Source organism: Paenibacillus arenilitoris (genome assembly GCF_014705655.1).
GTDB lineage: Bacteria > Bacillota > Bacilli > Paenibacillales > Paenibacillaceae > Pristimantibacillus > Pristimantibacillus arenilitoris.
Window position 1 is genome coordinate 136,493 of record NZ_JACXIY010000006.1, and the last position, 17,106, is coordinate 153,598.

At 52.6% G+C, this 17,106-nt stretch carries 21 protein-coding genes and 3 tRNA genes; 20 read left to right on the forward strand and 4 right to left on the reverse strand.

Annotated features, from left to right (window positions below; genetic code table 11):
- Positions 1 to 8 precede the first annotated feature (8 nt).
- The 11 genes from cysC to IDH41_RS05235 all read left to right on the forward strand — a co-directional run bounded on the left by cysC (position 9) and on the right by IDH41_RS05235 (position 9,345).
- Positions 9 to 608 (forward strand): adenylyl-sulfate kinase, encoded by a 600-nt coding sequence (gene cysC / locus IDH41_RS05185; RefSeq protein WP_190858925.1) that lies wholly within the window; start codon positions 9 to 11, stop codon positions 606 to 608.
- A gap of 27 nt (positions 609 to 635) precedes the next feature.
- Positions 636 to 1,379 (forward strand): sugar phosphate nucleotidyltransferase, encoded by a 744-nt coding sequence (locus tag IDH41_RS05190; protein ID WP_190858927.1) that lies wholly within the window; start codon positions 636 to 638, stop codon positions 1,377 to 1,379.
- Between the two features lie 15 nt (positions 1,380 to 1,394).
- On the forward strand, positions 1,395 to 1,952 hold the full coding sequence (gene rfbC / locus IDH41_RS05195; protein WP_190858929.1) for a dTDP-4-dehydrorhamnose 3,5-epimerase: 558 nt from the start codon (positions 1,395 to 1,397) through the stop codon (positions 1,950 to 1,952).
- A gap of 9 nt (positions 1,953 to 1,961) precedes the next feature.
- The gene (gene rfbB, locus IDH41_RS05200; protein ID WP_190858931.1) at positions 1,962 to 2,984 is read left to right on the forward strand and encodes a dTDP-glucose 4,6-dehydratase; all 1,023 of its coding nucleotides are present in this window, start codon (positions 1,962 to 1,964) and stop codon (positions 2,982 to 2,984) included.
- An 8-nt stretch (positions 2,985 to 2,992) separates the two neighbouring features.
- Complete coding sequence (gene rfbD / locus IDH41_RS05205) at positions 2,993 to 3,832, forward strand: dTDP-4-dehydrorhamnose reductase (RefSeq protein WP_190858972.1); 840 nt, start codon at positions 2,993 to 2,995, stop codon at positions 3,830 to 3,832.
- Positions 3,833 to 3,840: 8 nt separating this feature from the next.
- Positions 3,841 to 4,779 carry a glycosyltransferase family 2 protein gene (locus IDH41_RS05210; RefSeq protein WP_190858932.1) on the forward strand — a complete coding sequence of 313 codons (939 nt, stop codon included), beginning with the start codon at positions 3,841 to 3,843 and terminating at the stop codon, positions 4,777 to 4,779.
- A 111-nt stretch (positions 4,780 to 4,890) separates the two neighbouring features.
- On the forward strand, positions 4,891 to 6,297 hold the full coding sequence (locus tag IDH41_RS05215; RefSeq protein WP_190858934.1) for an undecaprenyl-phosphate glucose phosphotransferase: 1,407 nt from the start codon (positions 4,891 to 4,893) through the stop codon (positions 6,295 to 6,297).
- 19 nt (positions 6,298 to 6,316) lie between these two features.
- The gene (locus tag IDH41_RS05220; protein ID WP_190858936.1) at positions 6,317 to 7,282 is read left to right on the forward strand and encodes a glycosyltransferase family 2 protein; all 966 of its coding nucleotides are present in this window, start codon (positions 6,317 to 6,319) and stop codon (positions 7,280 to 7,282) included.
- Between the two features lie 121 nt (positions 7,283 to 7,403).
- The gene (cls, locus tag IDH41_RS05225; RefSeq protein ID WP_190858938.1) at positions 7,404 to 8,834 is read left to right on the forward strand and encodes a cardiolipin synthase; all 1,431 of its coding nucleotides are present in this window, start codon (positions 7,404 to 7,406) and stop codon (positions 8,832 to 8,834) included.
- Between the two features lie 94 nt (positions 8,835 to 8,928).
- Positions 8,929 to 9,111 (forward strand): hypothetical protein, encoded by a 183-nt coding sequence (locus IDH41_RS05230; RefSeq protein ID WP_190858940.1) that lies wholly within the window; start codon positions 8,929 to 8,931, stop codon positions 9,109 to 9,111.
- 45 nt (positions 9,112 to 9,156) lie between these two features.
- On the forward strand, positions 9,157 to 9,345 hold the full coding sequence (locus IDH41_RS05235; protein WP_190858942.1) for an H-type small acid-soluble spore protein: 189 nt from the start codon (positions 9,157 to 9,159) through the stop codon (positions 9,343 to 9,345).
- Positions 9,346 to 9,381: 36 nt separating this feature from the next.
- On the opposite strand, the gene IDH41_RS05240 is transcribed toward IDH41_RS05235, so the two are convergent.
- Together IDH41_RS05240 and IDH41_RS05245 are read right to left on the reverse strand one after the other, a co-directional pair.
- Positions 9,382 to 9,693: a dehydrogenase gene (locus IDH41_RS05240; RefSeq protein WP_190858944.1), complete on the reverse strand. Its 312-nt coding sequence runs from the start codon at positions 9,691 to 9,693 to the stop codon at positions 9,382 to 9,384.
- A 73-nt stretch (positions 9,694 to 9,766) separates the two neighbouring features.
- A complete protein-coding gene (locus IDH41_RS05245; RefSeq protein WP_190858946.1) occupies positions 9,767 to 10,216 on the reverse strand; it encodes a cupredoxin domain-containing protein in 450 nt (149 codons plus the stop codon).
- Positions 10,217 to 10,374: 158 nt separating this feature from the next.
- On the opposite strand from IDH41_RS05245, the gene IDH41_RS05250 reads away from it, so the two are divergent.
- From IDH41_RS05250 to IDH41_RS05270, 5 genes are all read left to right on the forward strand, one after another.
- Positions 10,375 to 10,983 (forward strand): DedA family protein, encoded by a 609-nt coding sequence (locus tag IDH41_RS05250; RefSeq protein ID WP_190858948.1) that lies wholly within the window; start codon positions 10,375 to 10,377, stop codon positions 10,981 to 10,983.
- A 77-nt stretch (positions 10,984 to 11,060) separates the two neighbouring features.
- Positions 11,061 to 11,627, forward strand: a complete 567-nt coding sequence (locus tag IDH41_RS05255; RefSeq protein WP_190858950.1) for a thioredoxin family protein — start codon at positions 11,061 to 11,063, stop codon at positions 11,625 to 11,627.
- Positions 11,628 to 11,649: 22 nt separating this feature from the next.
- Positions 11,650 to 12,303 (forward strand): MBL fold metallo-hydrolase, encoded by a 654-nt coding sequence (locus IDH41_RS05260; RefSeq protein WP_190858952.1) that lies wholly within the window; start codon positions 11,650 to 11,652, stop codon positions 12,301 to 12,303.
- Positions 12,304 to 12,325: 22 nt separating this feature from the next.
- Entirely contained in the window at positions 12,326 to 14,581 is a 2,256-nt protein-coding gene (locus IDH41_RS05265; RefSeq protein WP_190858954.1) for a Tex family protein, read from the forward strand.
- A gap of 204 nt (positions 14,582 to 14,785) precedes the next feature.
- Positions 14,786 to 15,457 (forward strand): nitroreductase family protein, encoded by a 672-nt coding sequence (locus IDH41_RS05270; RefSeq protein ID WP_190858955.1) that lies wholly within the window; start codon positions 14,786 to 14,788, stop codon positions 15,455 to 15,457.
- A 79-nt stretch (positions 15,458 to 15,536) separates the two neighbouring features.
- Here IDH41_RS05270 and cmpA read toward each other — a convergent pair whose 3' ends face one another.
- Positions 15,537 to 15,683 carry a cortex morphogenetic protein CmpA gene (gene cmpA / locus IDH41_RS05275; protein ID WP_190858957.1) on the reverse strand — a complete coding sequence of 49 codons (147 nt, stop codon included), beginning with the start codon at positions 15,681 to 15,683 and terminating at the stop codon, positions 15,537 to 15,539.
- A gap of 79 nt (positions 15,684 to 15,762) precedes the next feature.
- Positions 15,763 to 16,125 carry a hydrolase/acyltransferase gene (locus IDH41_RS05280; RefSeq protein WP_190858958.1) on the reverse strand — a complete coding sequence of 121 codons (363 nt, stop codon included), beginning with the start codon at positions 16,123 to 16,125 and terminating at the stop codon, positions 15,763 to 15,765.
- 110 nt (positions 16,126 to 16,235) lie between these two features.
- On the opposite strand from IDH41_RS05280, the gene IDH41_RS05285 reads away from it, so the two are divergent.
- The 4 genes from IDH41_RS05285 to IDH41_RS05300 all read left to right on the forward strand — a co-directional run bounded on the left by IDH41_RS05285 (position 16,236) and on the right by IDH41_RS05300 (position 17,095).
- Entirely contained in the window at positions 16,236 to 16,715 is a 480-nt protein-coding gene (locus IDH41_RS05285) for a SprT family protein (RefSeq protein WP_190858961.1), read from the forward strand.
- A 27-nt stretch (positions 16,716 to 16,742) separates the two neighbouring features.
- Positions 16,743 to 16,818: transfer RNA gene (locus IDH41_RS05290), tRNA-Asn, on the forward strand.
- Positions 16,819 to 16,823: 5 nt separating this feature from the next.
- Positions 16,824 to 16,914: transfer RNA gene (locus IDH41_RS05295), tRNA-Ser, on the forward strand.
- A gap of 106 nt (positions 16,915 to 17,020) precedes the next feature.
- Positions 17,021 to 17,095: transfer RNA gene (locus tag IDH41_RS05300), tRNA-Glu, on the forward strand.
- Positions 17,096 to 17,106: the final 11 nt, after the last annotated feature.

The following is a 17,106-nucleotide window of genomic DNA, read 5'->3' on the forward strand; positions in this document are numbered from 1 at the left end:
GGGCAAAAATGGATTCAAGAGAACTGTTATATTGGCAAGAAGGAGCAGTATCAAGGAAGGATCGGAATCAATTAAATCAACACAAAAGTTTCATGATATGGATGACAGGATTATCTGCATCTGGTAAATCTACAATTGCAATAGAAGTTGAGAAAGAACTTCATAAGAGAAAGATACGTTCATTTATCTTAGATGGTGATAATATTCGACTAGGATTAAATAAGAATCTAACATTTAGTGAAGAAGATCGTAAAGAGAATGTAAGAAGAGTTGGAGAAGTAGGTAAGTTATTCGTTGATGCTGGAGTAATAACTATATCAGCGTTTATCTCGCCTTATCAACAAGATAGAGAAATGGTACGTAATATGTTTAATAAAGAAGATTTTATTGAAATATATATTAAATGTAGTGTCGAAGAATGTGAAAAACGAGATCCTAAGGGATTATATAAAAAAGCAAGAATTGGTGCGATTAATGATTTTACAGGAATTTCTTCTGTTTATGAAGAACCTCTAAATCCAGAGATAATTATTGATACTGAGCACTATTCAAAAGAACAATCAGTAAAAATGATATTGGATTATCTAATCAAGTTTATGTATCGATGATAAAAACTTTTTATTGGAGGATTTTTTTTGAAAGGAATCATCCTTGCAGGAGGAACAGGATCTCGTCTTTATCCATTAACTAAGGTTACTAATAAACACCTACTCCCTGTCGGAAAATACCCTATGATATTCCACGCAATTGCAAAGATGAAAGAAGCGGGTATCTTCGATATTCTAATTGTAACTGGAAAAGACCATATGGGTGATGTTGTCAATCTGCTTGGTAGTGGTAAAGACTTTGACCTTACTTTTACCTATAAAGTTCAAGATGAAGCTGGTGGAATAGCACAAGCTCTAGGCATGGCGGAGCAGTTTGTTAGTAATGACCGAATGGTAGTTATTTTAGGGGATAATGTATTTGCTGACAGCATCTCAAGTATTGTCTCAAAGTATTGCGATCAGGACAGTGGTGCAAAAATTCTCATTCAAGAAGTACACGATCCAGGTAGATACGGAGTGCCTGAGTTAAGTGGAAGTAATATTATTTCGATTGAGGAGAAGCCTCAGCATCCCAAAAGCAAATTTGCGGTTACAGGGATTTATATGTACGATAGTCGAGTTTTCGATATCATCCGGAAGCTAAAGCCATCTAGCCGTGGAGAACTTGAGATTACGGATGTTAATAATGCATATATCAAAACAAATGATCTGACATATGATGTGTTGAACAATTGGTGGACAGATGCTGGTACACTCTCTTCGTACAGTAGGGCTAATGAGCTTGCAAAAGACATTATTTACGGAGAGGAATTTGGCAAATTCAAAATGTAATCGGCGGTGAATTCGTTGAAAGTTAATGGAACCAATCTCTTTGGAGTGAAGATGATTGAACCTGAAGTTTTCGGAGATCATCGCGGTTACTTTATGGAGAGTTACAATGAACTAAAGTTTTTTCAACATGGTCTAAGCTATAAATTTGTTCAAGATAATCATTCGTTATCTGTCGACAAAAATGTAATACGAGGTCTGCATTTTCAGCTTGAACCTAAGGGTCAAACAAAGCTTATAAGAGTAACAGCCGGAGAAATATTTGATGTTGTTGTTGATATCCGCAAAGGCTCACCTACATTCGGCCAATGGCAAGGGTTTATCCTCAGTGCATCCAACAAACGACAGTTACTCGTTCCGCAAGGCTTTGCACACGGCTTTTGTACCCTTGTCCCTAATTGCGAAGTACAATACAAAGTTGATGCTCTTTACTCGCCGGAGCACGACCGGGGGATCGCCTGGGACGACCCTGCTCTCGGAATCAACTGGCCGACATCGAATCCGGTCTTGTCGGACAAGGATGCCAAGCATCCCGTGTTGGCCGAGGCGGAAATCAACTTTGTATATGAAGGGTGAGCTAGATTTATGAAATTACTTATCACCGGCGGGGCCGGCTTCATTGGCAGCAACTTTGTCTTATATATGATCAACCAATATCAGCATTATGAAATCATTAATGTGGATGCGCTGACTTACGCAGGTAACCTTGAGAATTTGCGGTCCGTTGAGAATCACTCCAACTATCAGTTCGTTAAGGCCGACATTGCCGAACGGAGCTCGCTGGAGCCGCTTTTCCAGACCGGCATTGATGCCGTCATTAACTTTGCCGCCGAATCGCATGTGGACCGGAGCATCCTGCAGCCGGATATTTTCGTAAAGACGAATATTCTCGGCACGCAGACGCTGTTGGATTTGACTAAGCAATATAGCGTCAATAAGTTCGTGCAAGTGTCGACGGATGAGGTTTATGGCACGCTAGGCGAGACAGGGCTTTTCACCGAAGAAACACCGCTCGCGCCTAATAGTCCTTATTCCGCTAGTAAGGCGGGGGCTGACCTGCTAGTACGCGCTTATCACGAGACTTTTGGTTTGAATGTGAATATTACGCGATGCTCGAATAATTACGGTCCTTATCAATTCCCGGAGAAGCTCATTCCATTGATGATCCAAAATGCGCTTCAGGACAAGCCACTCCCTGTCTATGGTGACGGACTGAACGTGCGCGATTGGCTGTATGTGGAGGATCATTGCAGCGCGATCGATCTGGTACTCCACAAAGGGAAAAATGGCGAGGTTTACAACGTAGGCGGCCGTAACGAACGGAACAACTTGCAGGTTGTACGTACGATCCTTGAAGAGCTCGGAAAACCCGAGTCGCTTATCACTTACGTCAAGGACCGCCTCGGACATGACCGCCGGTATGCGATAGATGCGGACAAAATCCGTCATGAGCTGGGCTGGCAGCCGAAGTACGACTATGAGAACGGCATTAAGGAAACGATTCGATGGTATCTGAACAACGCGCAGTGGATGGATCAGGTCGTGTCGGGTTCCTATCAGCAATATTATGATCTGCAGTATAAGGAGCGCCTGGAGGCGAGCAACTGATGTCAAAGCTGAAAATTGTCGTTACCGGAGCGAACGGTCAGCTCGGACGCGAGCTAACGGAGTGGGAGACGGATGCCGCGGATATCATTGGCTTCGGCCGAGAGACGCTCGATATTACGAGCATCGAACAATGCCGACAAGTTATTACGCTTCATCAGCCTGACATTGTCATCCATTGCGCGGCCTATACCACCGTTGATAAAGCCGAGTCCGAGCCGGACGAGGCTTTTCGCGTGAATGCCGCTGCAACAAGGAACGTGGTCATTGCCGCGCGCGAAGCGGGAGCGAAGTTCTGCTACATTAGTACCGATTATGTGTTTGACGGCAAAGGCTCGTCGCCTTATAACGAATACGACCAAACCAATCCACAGACGGTTTATGGGAAGTCCAAGCTTGCGGGCGAGTTAATGGTTCAAACGTTGCATGATCGTTACTATATCGTACGTACCTCATGGGTATACGGAAAGTACGGCAATAACTTCGTGAAGACGATGCTGAAAATGGCGGGCGAACGCGATCAATTAAAGGTCGTTTCCGATCAAATCGGCTCACCGACCTATACGTATGATTTGGCTGCTTTTCTATTGGAACTAGTAGCGACCGACCGCTATGGCGTTTATCATGCATCAAATAGCGGAATTTGCTCCTGGTACGAATTTGCAAAAGCCATCTTCGAGGACAGCGGCATAACGATTCGTCTCGATCCTTGTTCGACTGCGGATTTCCCGAGGCCTGCCCCAAGGCCGGCCTATTCCGTTATGGATCACACCGCGATCCGAAGCAATGGCTTCCGCATGCTACGGTCATGGAGAGAAGCGCTTAACCATTATCTCAAAGACAGCGAGTGATAGAAGCTATGCCAACGGTTAGTGTATGTATCGTCACGTATAACAGCGCGAATGACATTGAGGCATGTCTGAACGCCGTATTGATGCAGACTTGCCCGGTCCAACAAATTATCGTGATCGATAATGCATCTGCCGACGATATCGCAGAGCGAATAACACCCTATCGCAATCAGGTTCATTTCATAGCGAACAAGGTAAACAACGGGTTTGCGGGCGGCCAGAATCAGGCCATCCGCCAAACCCGTTCCGACTATGTGCTCGTTCTGAATCCGGATGTTACGTTGTCGCCGGACTATTTGTCCGAAACGATCGCCTTCATGGAGCGGCATCCGAAAGTCGGAAGCGCGACAGGAAAGCTTGTGCTTGCCGATCATCCAGGCATTATGGACAGCGCCGGAATCGGCATGAAGCGGAACAGGCAGGGCTATGATCTGGCAGCCGGCGAACCGGCGGCGGACTGGATGGAGTCAAAGGAAGTGTTCGGCGTATCCGGAGCCGCAGCCGTATATCGCAGCGCCATGATAAGGCATATCGAGTTCGAGGGGCAGTTTTTTGACGAGCAGTTTTTTGCTTATAAGGAAGACGTCGATGTGGCATGGCGCGCACGAAAGCTCGGTTGGACTTCCTATTATGTAGCGACCGCACTGGCGACGCATCACCGCGGCTGGAAAAAGGGTAGACGAGGCAGCATGCCTCTATTCGTTCGTAGGCATTCTTATCAGAATCGCTTTTTCACTTTGATCAAAAATGAAACATTCGGATTGCACTCCTTCTTAACGATCCCGCTCATTCTGGTATCGGAAGCCGTTAAGCTGGGGTATATCGTTTTACGAGAGCCTGGTCTATTGGCGTGCTGGCCTTTTATTATGAAGTCCCTGCCAAGCATGCTTCGCAAACGGAAATGGATAATAAATAAAGCGCGATTGTCCAATAGTCATAACCGATAAATTTAACCATTTTTTATTTAAGTGGCAATATATGGGGTTCTATTCTAAAACTACTTTTGATACAATGCAAATAGAGTCGAAAAATAAGAGAATGCAGGTGAGATCGGAGATATGCTTCGACAAAACCAAAGGTTTCTGACGCAATTATATATGCTTGCGGATTTGCTTGTCACATTAATTGCGTTCCTGGCAGCCTATTGGCTTAAATTTTACAGCGGGGTGCTTCCGAGCATTAATTCGGTGCCATTCTCGACCTATCTGCTCTGGGGCACGATTTATTCCTTCTCGGCCGTGCTAGTTGGCTTCTACCTGCAGTTTTACTCGCCGAAGCGGCGCAGAAATTTTTCCCATGAAATTATCAAAATCGTTCAAATCCAATTGTTCAGCTTCCTTGGGCTGCTCAGCTTGTTCTTTATTACGAGAGAGGTACATATTTCCCGGGAATTTCTCGCGATCTTCTTCGCGTTGAATGTGATCGCGATCGCGACGTACCGCTACTGGGTGAAGGCTACCCTTTCCTCGTTCCGCCGCCGCGGCTACAATAAACGGTTTGTGCTCATCGTTGGGGCAGGCTCGGTCGGCAGAAGCTTCTATACCAATCTGCAACTGTACCCGGAGCTTGGCTATGAGGTTGTAGGCTTCCTTGACGATTACCAGACGGAGCACGCCCCCGAGCATGGCGACCTCAAGCCGATTATCGGCAGACTGGATGATTTGAAGAAAAAACTGAACAAAAACCCGATCGACGAAGTCATTATCGCCCTCCCTCTGGAGGCTCACGCGAAATATGCGGAAATTATTGAAACCTGCGAGCAGTCCGGCGTCAAGACGCTGATCATTCCCGATTTCTTCGACCTGCTGCCGGCCCGGCCTTTCTTTGATAATTTTGCGGGCATACCACTCATCAACGTTCGCGACGTGCCGCTTGACGAGCTGAGCAACCGGATTTTGAAACGGTGGTTCGATATTGCATTCTCGATCTTTGCCATTATTTTAACTTCTCCAATTATGCTCTTTATTATAATCGGCTTAAAGCTTACTTCTCCGGGCCCGATTTTGTTCAAACAGGAACGGATGGGGCTTGACCGCAAGACGTTCCCGATGTACAAATTCCGTTCGATGCATGTGTCCACGGATGCGGTGTCCGATACGCAATGGACGGTGGAGAACGATCCGCGGCGTACACGGTTCGGAGCCTTCCTGCGTAGAACGAGCCTGGATGAGCTGCCTCAGTTCTTCAATGTGCTGCTCGGACATATGAGCGTCGTCGGACCGCGCCCGGAACGGCCTTACTTCGTTCATCAGTTCAAGGAAGAAATTCCGAAATATATGATCAAGCATCAGATCCGCCCCGGCATTACGGGTTGGGCGCAGACGAACGGCTTGCGCGGCGACACGTCGATTCAGGACCGCATCATGCACGATATTTTTTACATTGAGAATTGGACGTTTTTATTCGATATCAAAATTATTTTTAAGACCATACTGAAAGGCTTGATCAACAAAAATGCTTACTGACAACGGATCAACGCCTAAAGTGTCCGTCATCATTCCTACATTAAATGCCGGAGCCGAGTTGACCGAGCTTCTCGCAAGATTGCAACGGCAGACGGTCCGGCCTCATGAAATCATCATTATGGATTCGGAGTCTATCGACGGAACGCAGGATAGAGCCCGGGAAGCGGGAGTACGGCTCTTATCCGTTGCGCGCAGCGAGTTCGACCATGGCGGGACGAGAAATCGTGCGGCAGAGCATGCGGAAGGCGACATCCTGATGTTCATGACGCAGGATGCGCTTCCCTATGATGACAGGCTTATCGAGCAACTAACGAAGCCGCTTATTTCTAGCGAGAAGGTCGTATATGCTTATGCCAGACAGCTGGCAAGACCGGACGCGAACGTACTTGAACGGCTGGCGAGGGAGCACAATTACCCTGGTCAGTCGGAAATCAAGTCTTATGAGGATATTGAGACGCTCGGAATCAAAACGTTTTTCTGCTCCAACGTTTGTTCGGCGATTAAGCGAGACGTTTTCGAGGAAATGGGGCGTTTTCAGGAGCCCGTCATTTTCAATGAGGATTTGTTCATGGCGGCTAAATGTATTCTATCCGGCTACAGCACGGCTTATTGCGCGGAAGCCATCGTTTATCATTCGCATGATTACTCGATCAGCCAGCAGTTCAGAAGATATTTCGATAACGGCGTATCGATGAGCTTGAATACATGGATTATTCCATATAGCGCCGTTGGCAAGGCAGGCTCCAAGCTGGTGAAGCTTCAGTTGCTGGAGCTTATGCGCGCCGGCAGGTGGTTTCTCGTTCCAAAGCTGATCGGGGAAGCAGGCGCGAAGCTGATCGGCTACAAGCTCGGCATGAATTACCGCCGATTGCCGGCTTTTTTAAGCAAACGATTCGTCATGCACCGAGCCATCTTCAAGCAGCTCGAGAATAAGACTGGCGGAGCTTCTGCAGGCGGAACGATAAGCAAACAACAGGCTAGATAAGCTCGTTCCATTCGTGAAGAATCGGACGGGCTTTTTGTATGTTGCATACCGCCCCACCGACTAGCTCACACTAGAGAAACCTGCAATCTGCATCGGGATACGGGAGGAGAGGTGATCGGACATGGGGACGTGGCTCATCTGGCTGTTAGCCGCGCTTTGCCTATATATTGCGCAATTGGGCGTCATCCTCTGGCTCGAGCATCGCAAGCCCGCGCAATTGACGGCTTGGCTGTTCATCGCTTTCGTATGCCCGATTATCGGCTTTGTCGCCTATGTCTTTCTGGGCAGCGAGTTTACAAGACGGAAGCGCATCGACAGGTACCGGCTGGAGGCGATGGAAGCGGCGATCGGCAGGTCGGATCAGGTACGGGAAGCCGGGAACGCCGGCAATCCGCAGCTCGCGGAGCAGGAGAAGCTGTTCGCGATGCTGACGGCTCTGGCTCCGTTCCCGATTACAGCCAGAAATCGGACGAAGGTGCTGACGAACGGCAAGGAAACGTTCGAGGCCATCCTGCTGGCGCTTGAGGGAGCTCGGCATCATATCCACCTGGATTATTATACGATCCGGGACGATGGGATCGGCCGCCGCTTCCAGGAGCTGCTTGTGCGCAAGGCGCGCGACGGCGTGCAAGTACGCGTCATTTACGACGGTATTGGCAGCATGAACTTGAGCGACGCATACGTGGAAAAGCTGCGCTCGGCGGGAGTGCAAACGAGCTGCTTCCTGCCGCCTCGGCTCGCTTTTTTCGACAGGCGGCTCAACTTCCGCAATCACCGTAAAATCGTCGTCGTCGACGGATTGGTCGGATTTATCGGCGGCATCAACATCGGAGACGAGTATTTGGGCAAAGATCCGAAGCTCGGCTTTTGGCGCGATACGCATTTGCGGCTCGAAGGGGACGCCGTTTATTTTTTGCAGGAACTGTTCCTGAATGATTGGGCATTCGCGGCAAAGAAGAAGCTTGAAGGCGAAGCCTATATGCCTGCGCATCGGTGCGAAGGAGGAGAACGGGTTCAAATCGTGTCAAGCAAGCCCGGGCATAACGACCAGCAGATCAGAGACGTGCTGTTCGCGGCGATCACGGCGGCCAGAAGCCGGATTTACGTGACAACGCCGTACTTCATTCCCGATCCGTCGCTCATGACGGCACTACGAACGGCCGCGCTCAGCGGCGTCGACGTCCGGCTCGTTATTCCGGGGAGAAGCGACTCCCGCCTTGTCCTCCTGGCTACTCTATCCTACATACAGGCTATGCTCGAAGCCGGAGTGAAGGTGTACCGGTACGAGAAGGGGTTCGTTCACGCCAAAGTGATGATCGTCGACGAAATGCTTGCGACGCTCGGCACGGCGAACGTCGACATGCGCAGCTTGTACAGCAATTTCGAAATTAATGCGGTGCTGTTCGACGAAGCGGCGATCAGGCGGCTGGAGCGGGACTTTATGGACGATTTGGCGAACAGCCGGGAGCTGTCGCCGGAAGCGTTCAAGCGTAGGCCGCGGCGTCAGAAGACGGCCGAATCGATCGTGCACATCCTCTCGCCGCTGCTGTGACCGATGCATGACGCGCCGCCTTTTCGGGCATATTTGACGTGATGGCTTTCGCTTAAGCCGATCGAATACAAAGCTTTCATACGGGAGGACGACAATGACCGATACGAACGAACAAGTTAAGCCTACATCGGCCGAGCCGAAAAATGAAGGCAGAGACGACTATTTTATGGATATCGACAGAATGGTCAACGAAGGTTTGGGCGGCGGCAATGTTACGATGCAGAACGGTCTGATCGACGAATCGACCACCGATACGATGGATCGGGAAACAAAATAGACAGAAGCCGCGAATACAGAATAGGGATTTGGGAGGATAATCGCAATGGAAACGGCACGCGCGATGGAAATTTACAATTCGGAGAGAACGCACAAGGTGAAGCTGGACGAGGATTCGGTGTGGATCGAGAACGTTGACGAATCGAACGGGATGGCTACCGTCATGGTCAATAACAACCCGGTCAACACGAAGACGGTGTCCTGCGACCGGCTCGTCGAGGTCGACGATCAGTAAAAGAAAACCTGGCTGCGCCGGCAGCCAGGTTTTCTTTTATCCTCCGTACGCATCGCGGAATGCCGCGCACAGCGCCGCGCGGTCAACCTCCCACAGCTCGGCGATCTCGGCGCTGACGTTCTCCTCCCACCAGTCGGCCTGCAGCTTGCGGTTGCTCCGGTTCTCGTAGATCCAGATCAAATTCGGAATGACCTTCTTGTAGTAGATCGATTCGGCCTTCTCGATCTTCTCTTTCGGAATCCATACCTTCATCCGCTTGACGGTGCGGTACAATTCGTTGCTGCAGGCTCTGCGAATTTTGCGTGCGGTCGGAAGGCCGGCGGTATGCTTCTGCTCGTTCGCTTTCACGGTAACCGACTCCTCTCTACCCCATATGTATGCGCATAGGGAAGAGGAGGTCACTAGCCTGAACTTAACAAGCTTATTCGTCCACGACGATATAGCCGACCATCGGGCCGCCATGGCGCATATCGGTGTGTGTCAGGCATTGGATCGGATAGGTTCCCTCTTTATCGGCCGAAAATCGGACGGTCGTCGTTTTCCCCTTCGTCACTTCGCCGCGGAGACCGAGCCCTTCGACGACGAAAGGATGGCTGCTGCCGTTCACGCCGCTGATTTGCAGCTCGATGAGCTCGCCTTTTTCCACGTGTATGGTTCCCGGGTCCCAGCGGTATACCTCGAGCTCCTTGCCGTCTGCCGTCGTCGTTTTGAATTCGCCCGTCACGAGCTGGATGACTCGGGCTTCCCGGGCTTGTCCGCCGACCGTGCGCGACTGGCTCCAGCTTAAGTAGACGGCCGCCAGAACGATGAGTGCCGCGACGACGATCGCGAGCTGGATATGCCTTTTGTTAACGATAAACACTTTGGACATATTAGGATCACCCCACCAGTTTATATAAGCTATGGCTAGTCTATGCCGGAGCTTGTCAGGCCATGACAAAAGTGGAAGGCTCTTGCGCGCGTATGGTAAAATAACGGGAGCGAACGCGCGGCTTGTCCGCGCCCGCACGTCATTCATGGAGGTTGGGTATGGAGAGCTGGATTACAGAGATTATGGAGCAGTACGGTTATTTCGGCATTTTATTTTTGATTGCGCTTGAGAACTTATTCCCGCCGATTCCTTCGGAAGTCATTTTGACCTTCGGGGGCTTCATGACGATCAATACGAGCCTCACGCCGGTCGGCGTCATCGTCACGGCCACGCTCGGTTCGGTCATCGGAGCCATTATTTTGTACTACGTCGGCAAGCTGCTTGGCGTCGAAAGGCTGGAGAAAATCATCGACCGGTGGGGACGCGTGCTTCGGGTGAAGAAGGAGGACATTCGCAAGGCGGACGCCTGGTTCGAGAAATACGGCTACTGGGCGGTATTCCTCTGCCGGATGGTTCCGCTCATCCGCAGCCTGATCTCCTTGCCGGCCGGCATGTCCCACATGAAGTTCGTTCCGTTCCTGCTGTTCACGACGATAGGAACGCTGATCTGGAATTCTATCCTCGTGTCCGTCGGCGCGGCGGTCGGCGACAACTGGACGGAAATCGTCGAATTCATGGACGTCTACTCCAACATCGCTTACGCGATTATCGCGATATGCGTCGTCATCGTGCTTTTTCTCTACATTCGCAGGGCGAAAAAGTTTTAAGGTATAATGGAGATGCGCAAAACGAAAAAGAAGCTACATAGCAGCTATCATAAAATAAGAGGGAAAGAGGGATATTCATGAGCAAAAGCGTAGCGGATAAACTGGGCAAAGGAATCAGCCCGAAGCAATTCATTGACGGCATGACCAAAAACCGGGAGGCTTTCATCGGCTGGTCGGACAAATTCGAATGGACGGACGAGAGCGACAAGGAATACTTCGAATCGCTGAACAATCGCGACGATCTTCGCTGCCTTATCCTGATGGCGGATTGGTGCGGCGACGTCGTCCGCAATATCCCGGTCGTGTTCCGAGCGCTGGAGAACAGCGGCATTCCGATCGACGTGCTCATTATGGAGGAGCATCTGGACACGATGGACCAGTTCTTGACGATGGGCGGACGCTCCATTCCGGTCGTCATCTTCGCGGATACGGGCGGTGCCGTGCTCGGACAATGGGGACCGCGCCCAACTCACGTGCAGGAGGCGATGATCGCGTTCAAGCAGGCGAATCCGGACCGCGACGCAGCCGATTACCAAGACAACTTGGCGGCTACGCGGCAGGAGATGGGACGCCGGTACGGCGAAGGAACGGGCTACCAGTCCGTTATCGTCAAAGAGCTCCGCACGCTGCTGGAGTCGTTCTAAACCGAATAGGAGCCTAAAACATATGCGAATCGAAACCTTTACGTTAGGACCGTTGCAAACGAACGCTTATTTCATTTCGGTAACGGAGCCTCCCGCCGAGGAAGGCGGGAAGTCGCGGGAGAGGGCGATCGTCATCGATCCGGGCATGAATCCGAAGCGGCTGCTCGAGCGTCTCGAAGGCGCGGAAGTTGAAGCGATTCTGCTAACCCATGCCCACTTCGATCATATGGGCGGCGTGGACGAGGTGCGGAAGGCAGCGGGCTGCCCGGTCTATATTCATGATTTGGAGGCGGACTGGCTGACCGACCCGCGCAAGAACGGATCGATGCGGTGGCAGGACGTTACGCCTCCGCTGTCTACGGATGCCGCGGAACACGCGCTGGAGGAAGGCCAGACGCTGAAGCTGCTCGGCCGCTCCTTCAAGGTCATGCATACGCCGGGACATTCGCCGGGGAGCGTCAGCTTCCTGTGCGGCAATCATCTGTTCTCCGGCGATGTGCTGTTCCGGTTATCGGTCGGACGGACCGACCTGCCGGGCGGGCGGGAGCGGGATTTGTACGATTCGATCCGGAACAAGCTGTATAAGCTGGATCCGGACGTGATCGTATACCCCGGACACGGCGGAAGGACGACGATCGGTTACGAGATGGCGAACAATCCATACACGGGAGCATGAAGCATAGGAAGGAGCAGTACGTTTGGCGGATACGAAAGTACGGCAGCAGGAGCAATTGGAAGAAAGCGCGGGCAGCGCAAAGCTGACGGCCGAGCAAAAGGCAGCCGAGAGTGAAAGGATCATCAAAGGAATCGCGTCGCAGCTGGCCATTCCGGTGACGAAGGTGAAGGCGGCGGTCGGATTGCTGGACGAAGGCAACACGATCCCGTTCATCGCCCGCTACCGGAAGGAAATGACGGGCGAGCTCGACGAGAACGACCTGCGGTCGATCGAAGAGAAGCTGCAGTACATGCGCAACCTCGAAGAGCGTAAGCGCGAGGTCATCCGGCTGATCGACGAGCAGGGCAAGCTGACGGACGAGCTGCGGGCAGGCATTAACGGCGCGGTCAAGCTGCAGGAGGTCGAGGATTTGTATCGTCCTTACCGCCAGAAGCGAAAGACGCGCGCCAGCGTGGCGAAGGAAAGAGGCCTCGAGCCGCTCGCGGACTGGCTCTGGTCGCAGCCGCGGCAAGGGGAGCCGCTGGGCGAAGCGGCCCGGTACGTCGATGCCGATAAAGGCGTTGCGACCCCGGAAGAGGCGCTGCAGGGCGCCATGGACATCATTGCGGAAAATATCGCGGACGATGCCTCAATCCGCTCCTGGGTGCGCAAATTTACGTTCGATCAGGCGCTCATGAAGACGGATGCCAAAAACCCGGACGCGGAAACGGTATACGAAATGTACTACAGCTACCAGGAGCCGGTCAGGAAGCTGCCGCCGCACCGGATATTGGCAATTAACCGGGCGGAGCGGGAGGACGTGCTGCGCGTAAGCTTCGAGGTGCCGGTCGAACGCATTCACGAGCATATCGCGCGCAAGCTGCTGAGGAACGGCACGGCGCAGCCGATCAGAGACGTTCTGACAGCCGTCATCGAGGATTCGTACAAGCGGCTTATCGCTCCGTCCATCGAGCGCGAGGTGCGCGGCGAGCTCACGGAGAAGGCGGAGGAGCACGCGATTTCGATTTTTTCCGTCAACTTGCGCAATCTTCTTCTTCAGCCCCCCGTTCGCGGCCAGATCGTACTCGGCGTCGACCCTGCGTTCCGGACGGGCTGCAAGCTGGCGGTCGTCGACGACACGGGCAAGCTGCTCGAGGTCGCAGTCTCCTATCCGACGCCGCCGAACAACAAGATTGCGGAAGCGGAGAAGCTGATCAATGGTTTAATCGACAAGTACGGAGTCGAATTGATCGTCATCGGGAACGGGACGGCTTCGCGCGAGACGGAGCTGTTCATCGCCGGGCTGATCGGCAAGCGAAAGGCTTCGGCGGCCGGCGGCGCCGAGCTGAAGTATATTATCGTGAACGAAGCGGGGGCGAGCGTCTATTCCGCCTCCAAGCTGGCGCAGGAAGAGTTTCCGACGCTGGATGTCGCGGAGCGGAGCGCGGTTTCGATCGCGCGACGGCTTCAGGACCCGCTGGCCGAGCTCGTCAAGATCGAGCCGAAGGCGATCGGCGTCGGCCAATACCAGCACGATGTCAGCCAGAAACGTCTCGACGAGACGCTCGGCGGCGTCGTCGAATCGGCCGTCAACCATGTCGGCGTCGACGTGAACACCGCTTCGGCATCGCTGCTGTCCTATGTCGCGGGCATTAACGCGACGATCGCGAAGAACATCGTCAAATACCGCGAGGAGAACGGACGCTTCGCGAAGCGGGCGCAGCTGCAGAAGGTGCCTCGTCTAGGCGCGAAATCGTACGAGCAGAGCATCGGCTTCCTCCGGATCCCGGAGGCGGGCAATCCGCTCGACGGCACGCCGATCCATCCGGAATCGTACGACGTCGTGGACAAGCTGTTCAAGGAGCTGCAGCTGGATCTGAAGCGGCTGGGCACGGAGGAGCTGAAGGCGAAGCTGTCGCAGCTCGATGCCGCGGCGATCGCGCCGACGCTCGGGGTCGGCGTTCCGACGCTGCGCGATATCGTGGACAGCCTGCTGAAGCCGGGACGGGATCCGAGGGAGGAGCTGCCTCCTCCGATCTTCCATACCGACGTGCTCGGCATCGAAGATTTAACGCCGGGCATGGAGCTTCAAGGCACGGTGCGCAACGTCATCGACTTCGGGGCGTTTGTCGATATCGGGATCAAGAACGACGGCCTCGTGCACATATCCCAAATGAGCGATAAATTCGTCAAGCATCCGATGGAGGTCGTGTCGGTCGGAGACAACGTGACCGTATGGGTGCTTAACGTCGACGAGAAGAAAGGCCGCGTAGGCTTGACGATGCGGAGGCCAAGTTAGACCCTGCAAATGAACAGACCTCGCCTGATTTCAGGCGGGGTTCTTTTTATTACCGAGCTTATTCCACCAAGGGACGGGTCGGCCTCGCTTATCAAAAGTAAGTTAATTGACAAACGCGTTTCGATGACCTATACTGTACATCAAGTGATTACAGTATTAATAATGAATACAGTTAGAGAGAATAAACATTCGGAGGGAAACCAAATGACAAATCCGCAAATCGATTCGCCCGTGAAAGTGCAAACCAACGAGAAAGACGCCTTGTTCTTCGACGTGCTGAACGAGCGCCGTTCCGTGCGCAAGTACGACAGCAGCGCTGTAATTTCGGAGCAGGAGCTGCGCGAAATTTTGGATATCGCGACGAAGGCTCCTTCTTCCTCGAACTTGCAGCCTTGGCGCTTTCTTGTCGTTACGGATCCGGAATTGAAGCAGAAGCTGCTTCCGATCGCGAATAACCAGCAGCAGGTCGCGGAAGCTTCCGCCATCATCATCGTTCTCGGCGACTTGGAAATGTACGGCCTGGCCGACAAAATTTATGGAGCCAGCGCAGCGGCAGGCTATATGACCGAAGAGGTGGCTAACAACTTTATCGCGAATTCGACGCGTCTTTACTCGTCCCTGCCGGCCGAACGGCTGAAGGAAATCGTCGTATTCGATACGGGGCTCGTCGCGATGCAAATTATGCTGACCGCCCGCGCCAAAGGCTACGATACGGTGCCGATGGGCGGCTACAACCGCGACCTCGTGAGAGAGATGTTCCAAATCCCCGACCGTTACTTGCCAACGCTGATGCTGCCCGTCGGCAAAGCGTCCGCGCCGGGCCATCCGACGACTCGTCTGCCGCTCGACGACATTTTGTTCATGAACGGCCTGTAATAGTTCCGCAAAATCATAAACCGGCCCTGCGCGAGAAGCGGGGGCCGGTTTTTTCGGATCGATTCTATGCGGCGGCGCATCATAAAAAAAATTCGGTGCCGCTTCCTTGCTCTTTAGGACCTTGCTTGTTGCGGTAAAAATACCAGCAGTCGTTAAGCAGCTTGATCTGCCGGCGGTCTTTCTTCTGAAAAGCGCGCATCAATTGATTGCACAGCCACTGCGGCATACGCTTCGTCCTCCTCCCAGAGCCCAACTTGTTGTACTATTACCATATGGGAAAGGGCGTATGTCCGTGCAGGTCCAATCTAATTGACGTTCTCCTCTTCGTACTCCTCGTACCATTGCTCCAGCTGCGCCTGCAGCGCGCGGATTTCCGTCAGCAGCGAGATGAGCGGGTACGACTTCTCCTGCACGCCGGCAAAATCCCGCTCGAGGCCGTTAATGTAATCGAGGCCGGAGACGATGGAAACCGACGAGGCATGCAGCTCGACGTCGTTGCACTCGGCTACGGCGTAAGGAAGGTTCGGCACGTCCGCCGCCGTCAATTTATCGATTTCTTTATGGAGCCGCAGGTTCAGCGCGCTTAGCTGGTAAGCGTGCGATTGGGGCATTTCGACGAAAAAGATGTGATCCTGCCGCTTGAACAAAACGTAACGCATAGTTGCCATTATCGCTTAATATCTCCCCTCGGTTTGCTTCCGTGCTTCACTAATAATTCCTACTTGACAGTGTAGCGTATAGAGGCTTTAAAATTCAAGTAGTTGGGGGAGATTAATCGATGAACGACGAAACGTTGCAGCAGTGGGTCGAGCAGCTATCGCTTGCCTTTTTCGGCCGTCCTTTCCTGCATCGGGCGACCTTTAACGGCCGGCTGAAGGCGACGGGCGGCCGTTATTTCACGAAATCGCACAACATCGAGATCAGCCCGCATCAGCTGGCGGCGTTCGGGCGCGAGGAGACGGAGAAGATCATCAAGCACGAGCTGTGCCATTATCATCTTCATCTGTTGAAGCGCGGCTACCGGCACCGGGACGCCGATTTCAAGACGCTGCTCGCCCGCGTGGGCGGTTCGCGTTACTGTCAGGCGCTTCCCGACCGCGAGCAGAGAAGGGCGCAGCCTTACCGCTACAAGCTCGTCTGCGGCAAATGCGGGACCGAATATTTGCGCAAGCGCAAGCTTGACCCCGCCAAGTACGCATGCGGCAAATGCCGCGGAAAATTGTCGCTGCATGTGCTTGACATCAAAAATCAAACATGATACATTATTAAATGTCACTTTTACTTTTCCCTGATAGCTCAGTTGGTAGAGCACTCGACTGTTAATCGAGTTGTCACAGGTTCGAGTCCTGTTCGGGGAGCCAATTTTGGAGAGATACCCAAGTGGCTCAAGGGGACCCTCTGCTAAGGGGTTAGACTGCGTAAGTGGTGCGAGGGTTCGAATCCCTCTCTCTCCGCCACGAATTCATCCATAAGCGAGTGCAACGGGAGGACCGTTAAGCCGGTCTTTTTTATTTGCCGGTAGCGACGCAGCATTGATGGATAGGCAATTATTGAAGTGAATACGGCCCGTTGGTCAAGGGGTTAAGACACCTCCCTTTCACGGAGGTAACAGGGGTTCGAATCCCCTACGGGTCACCATTTTTATTCAG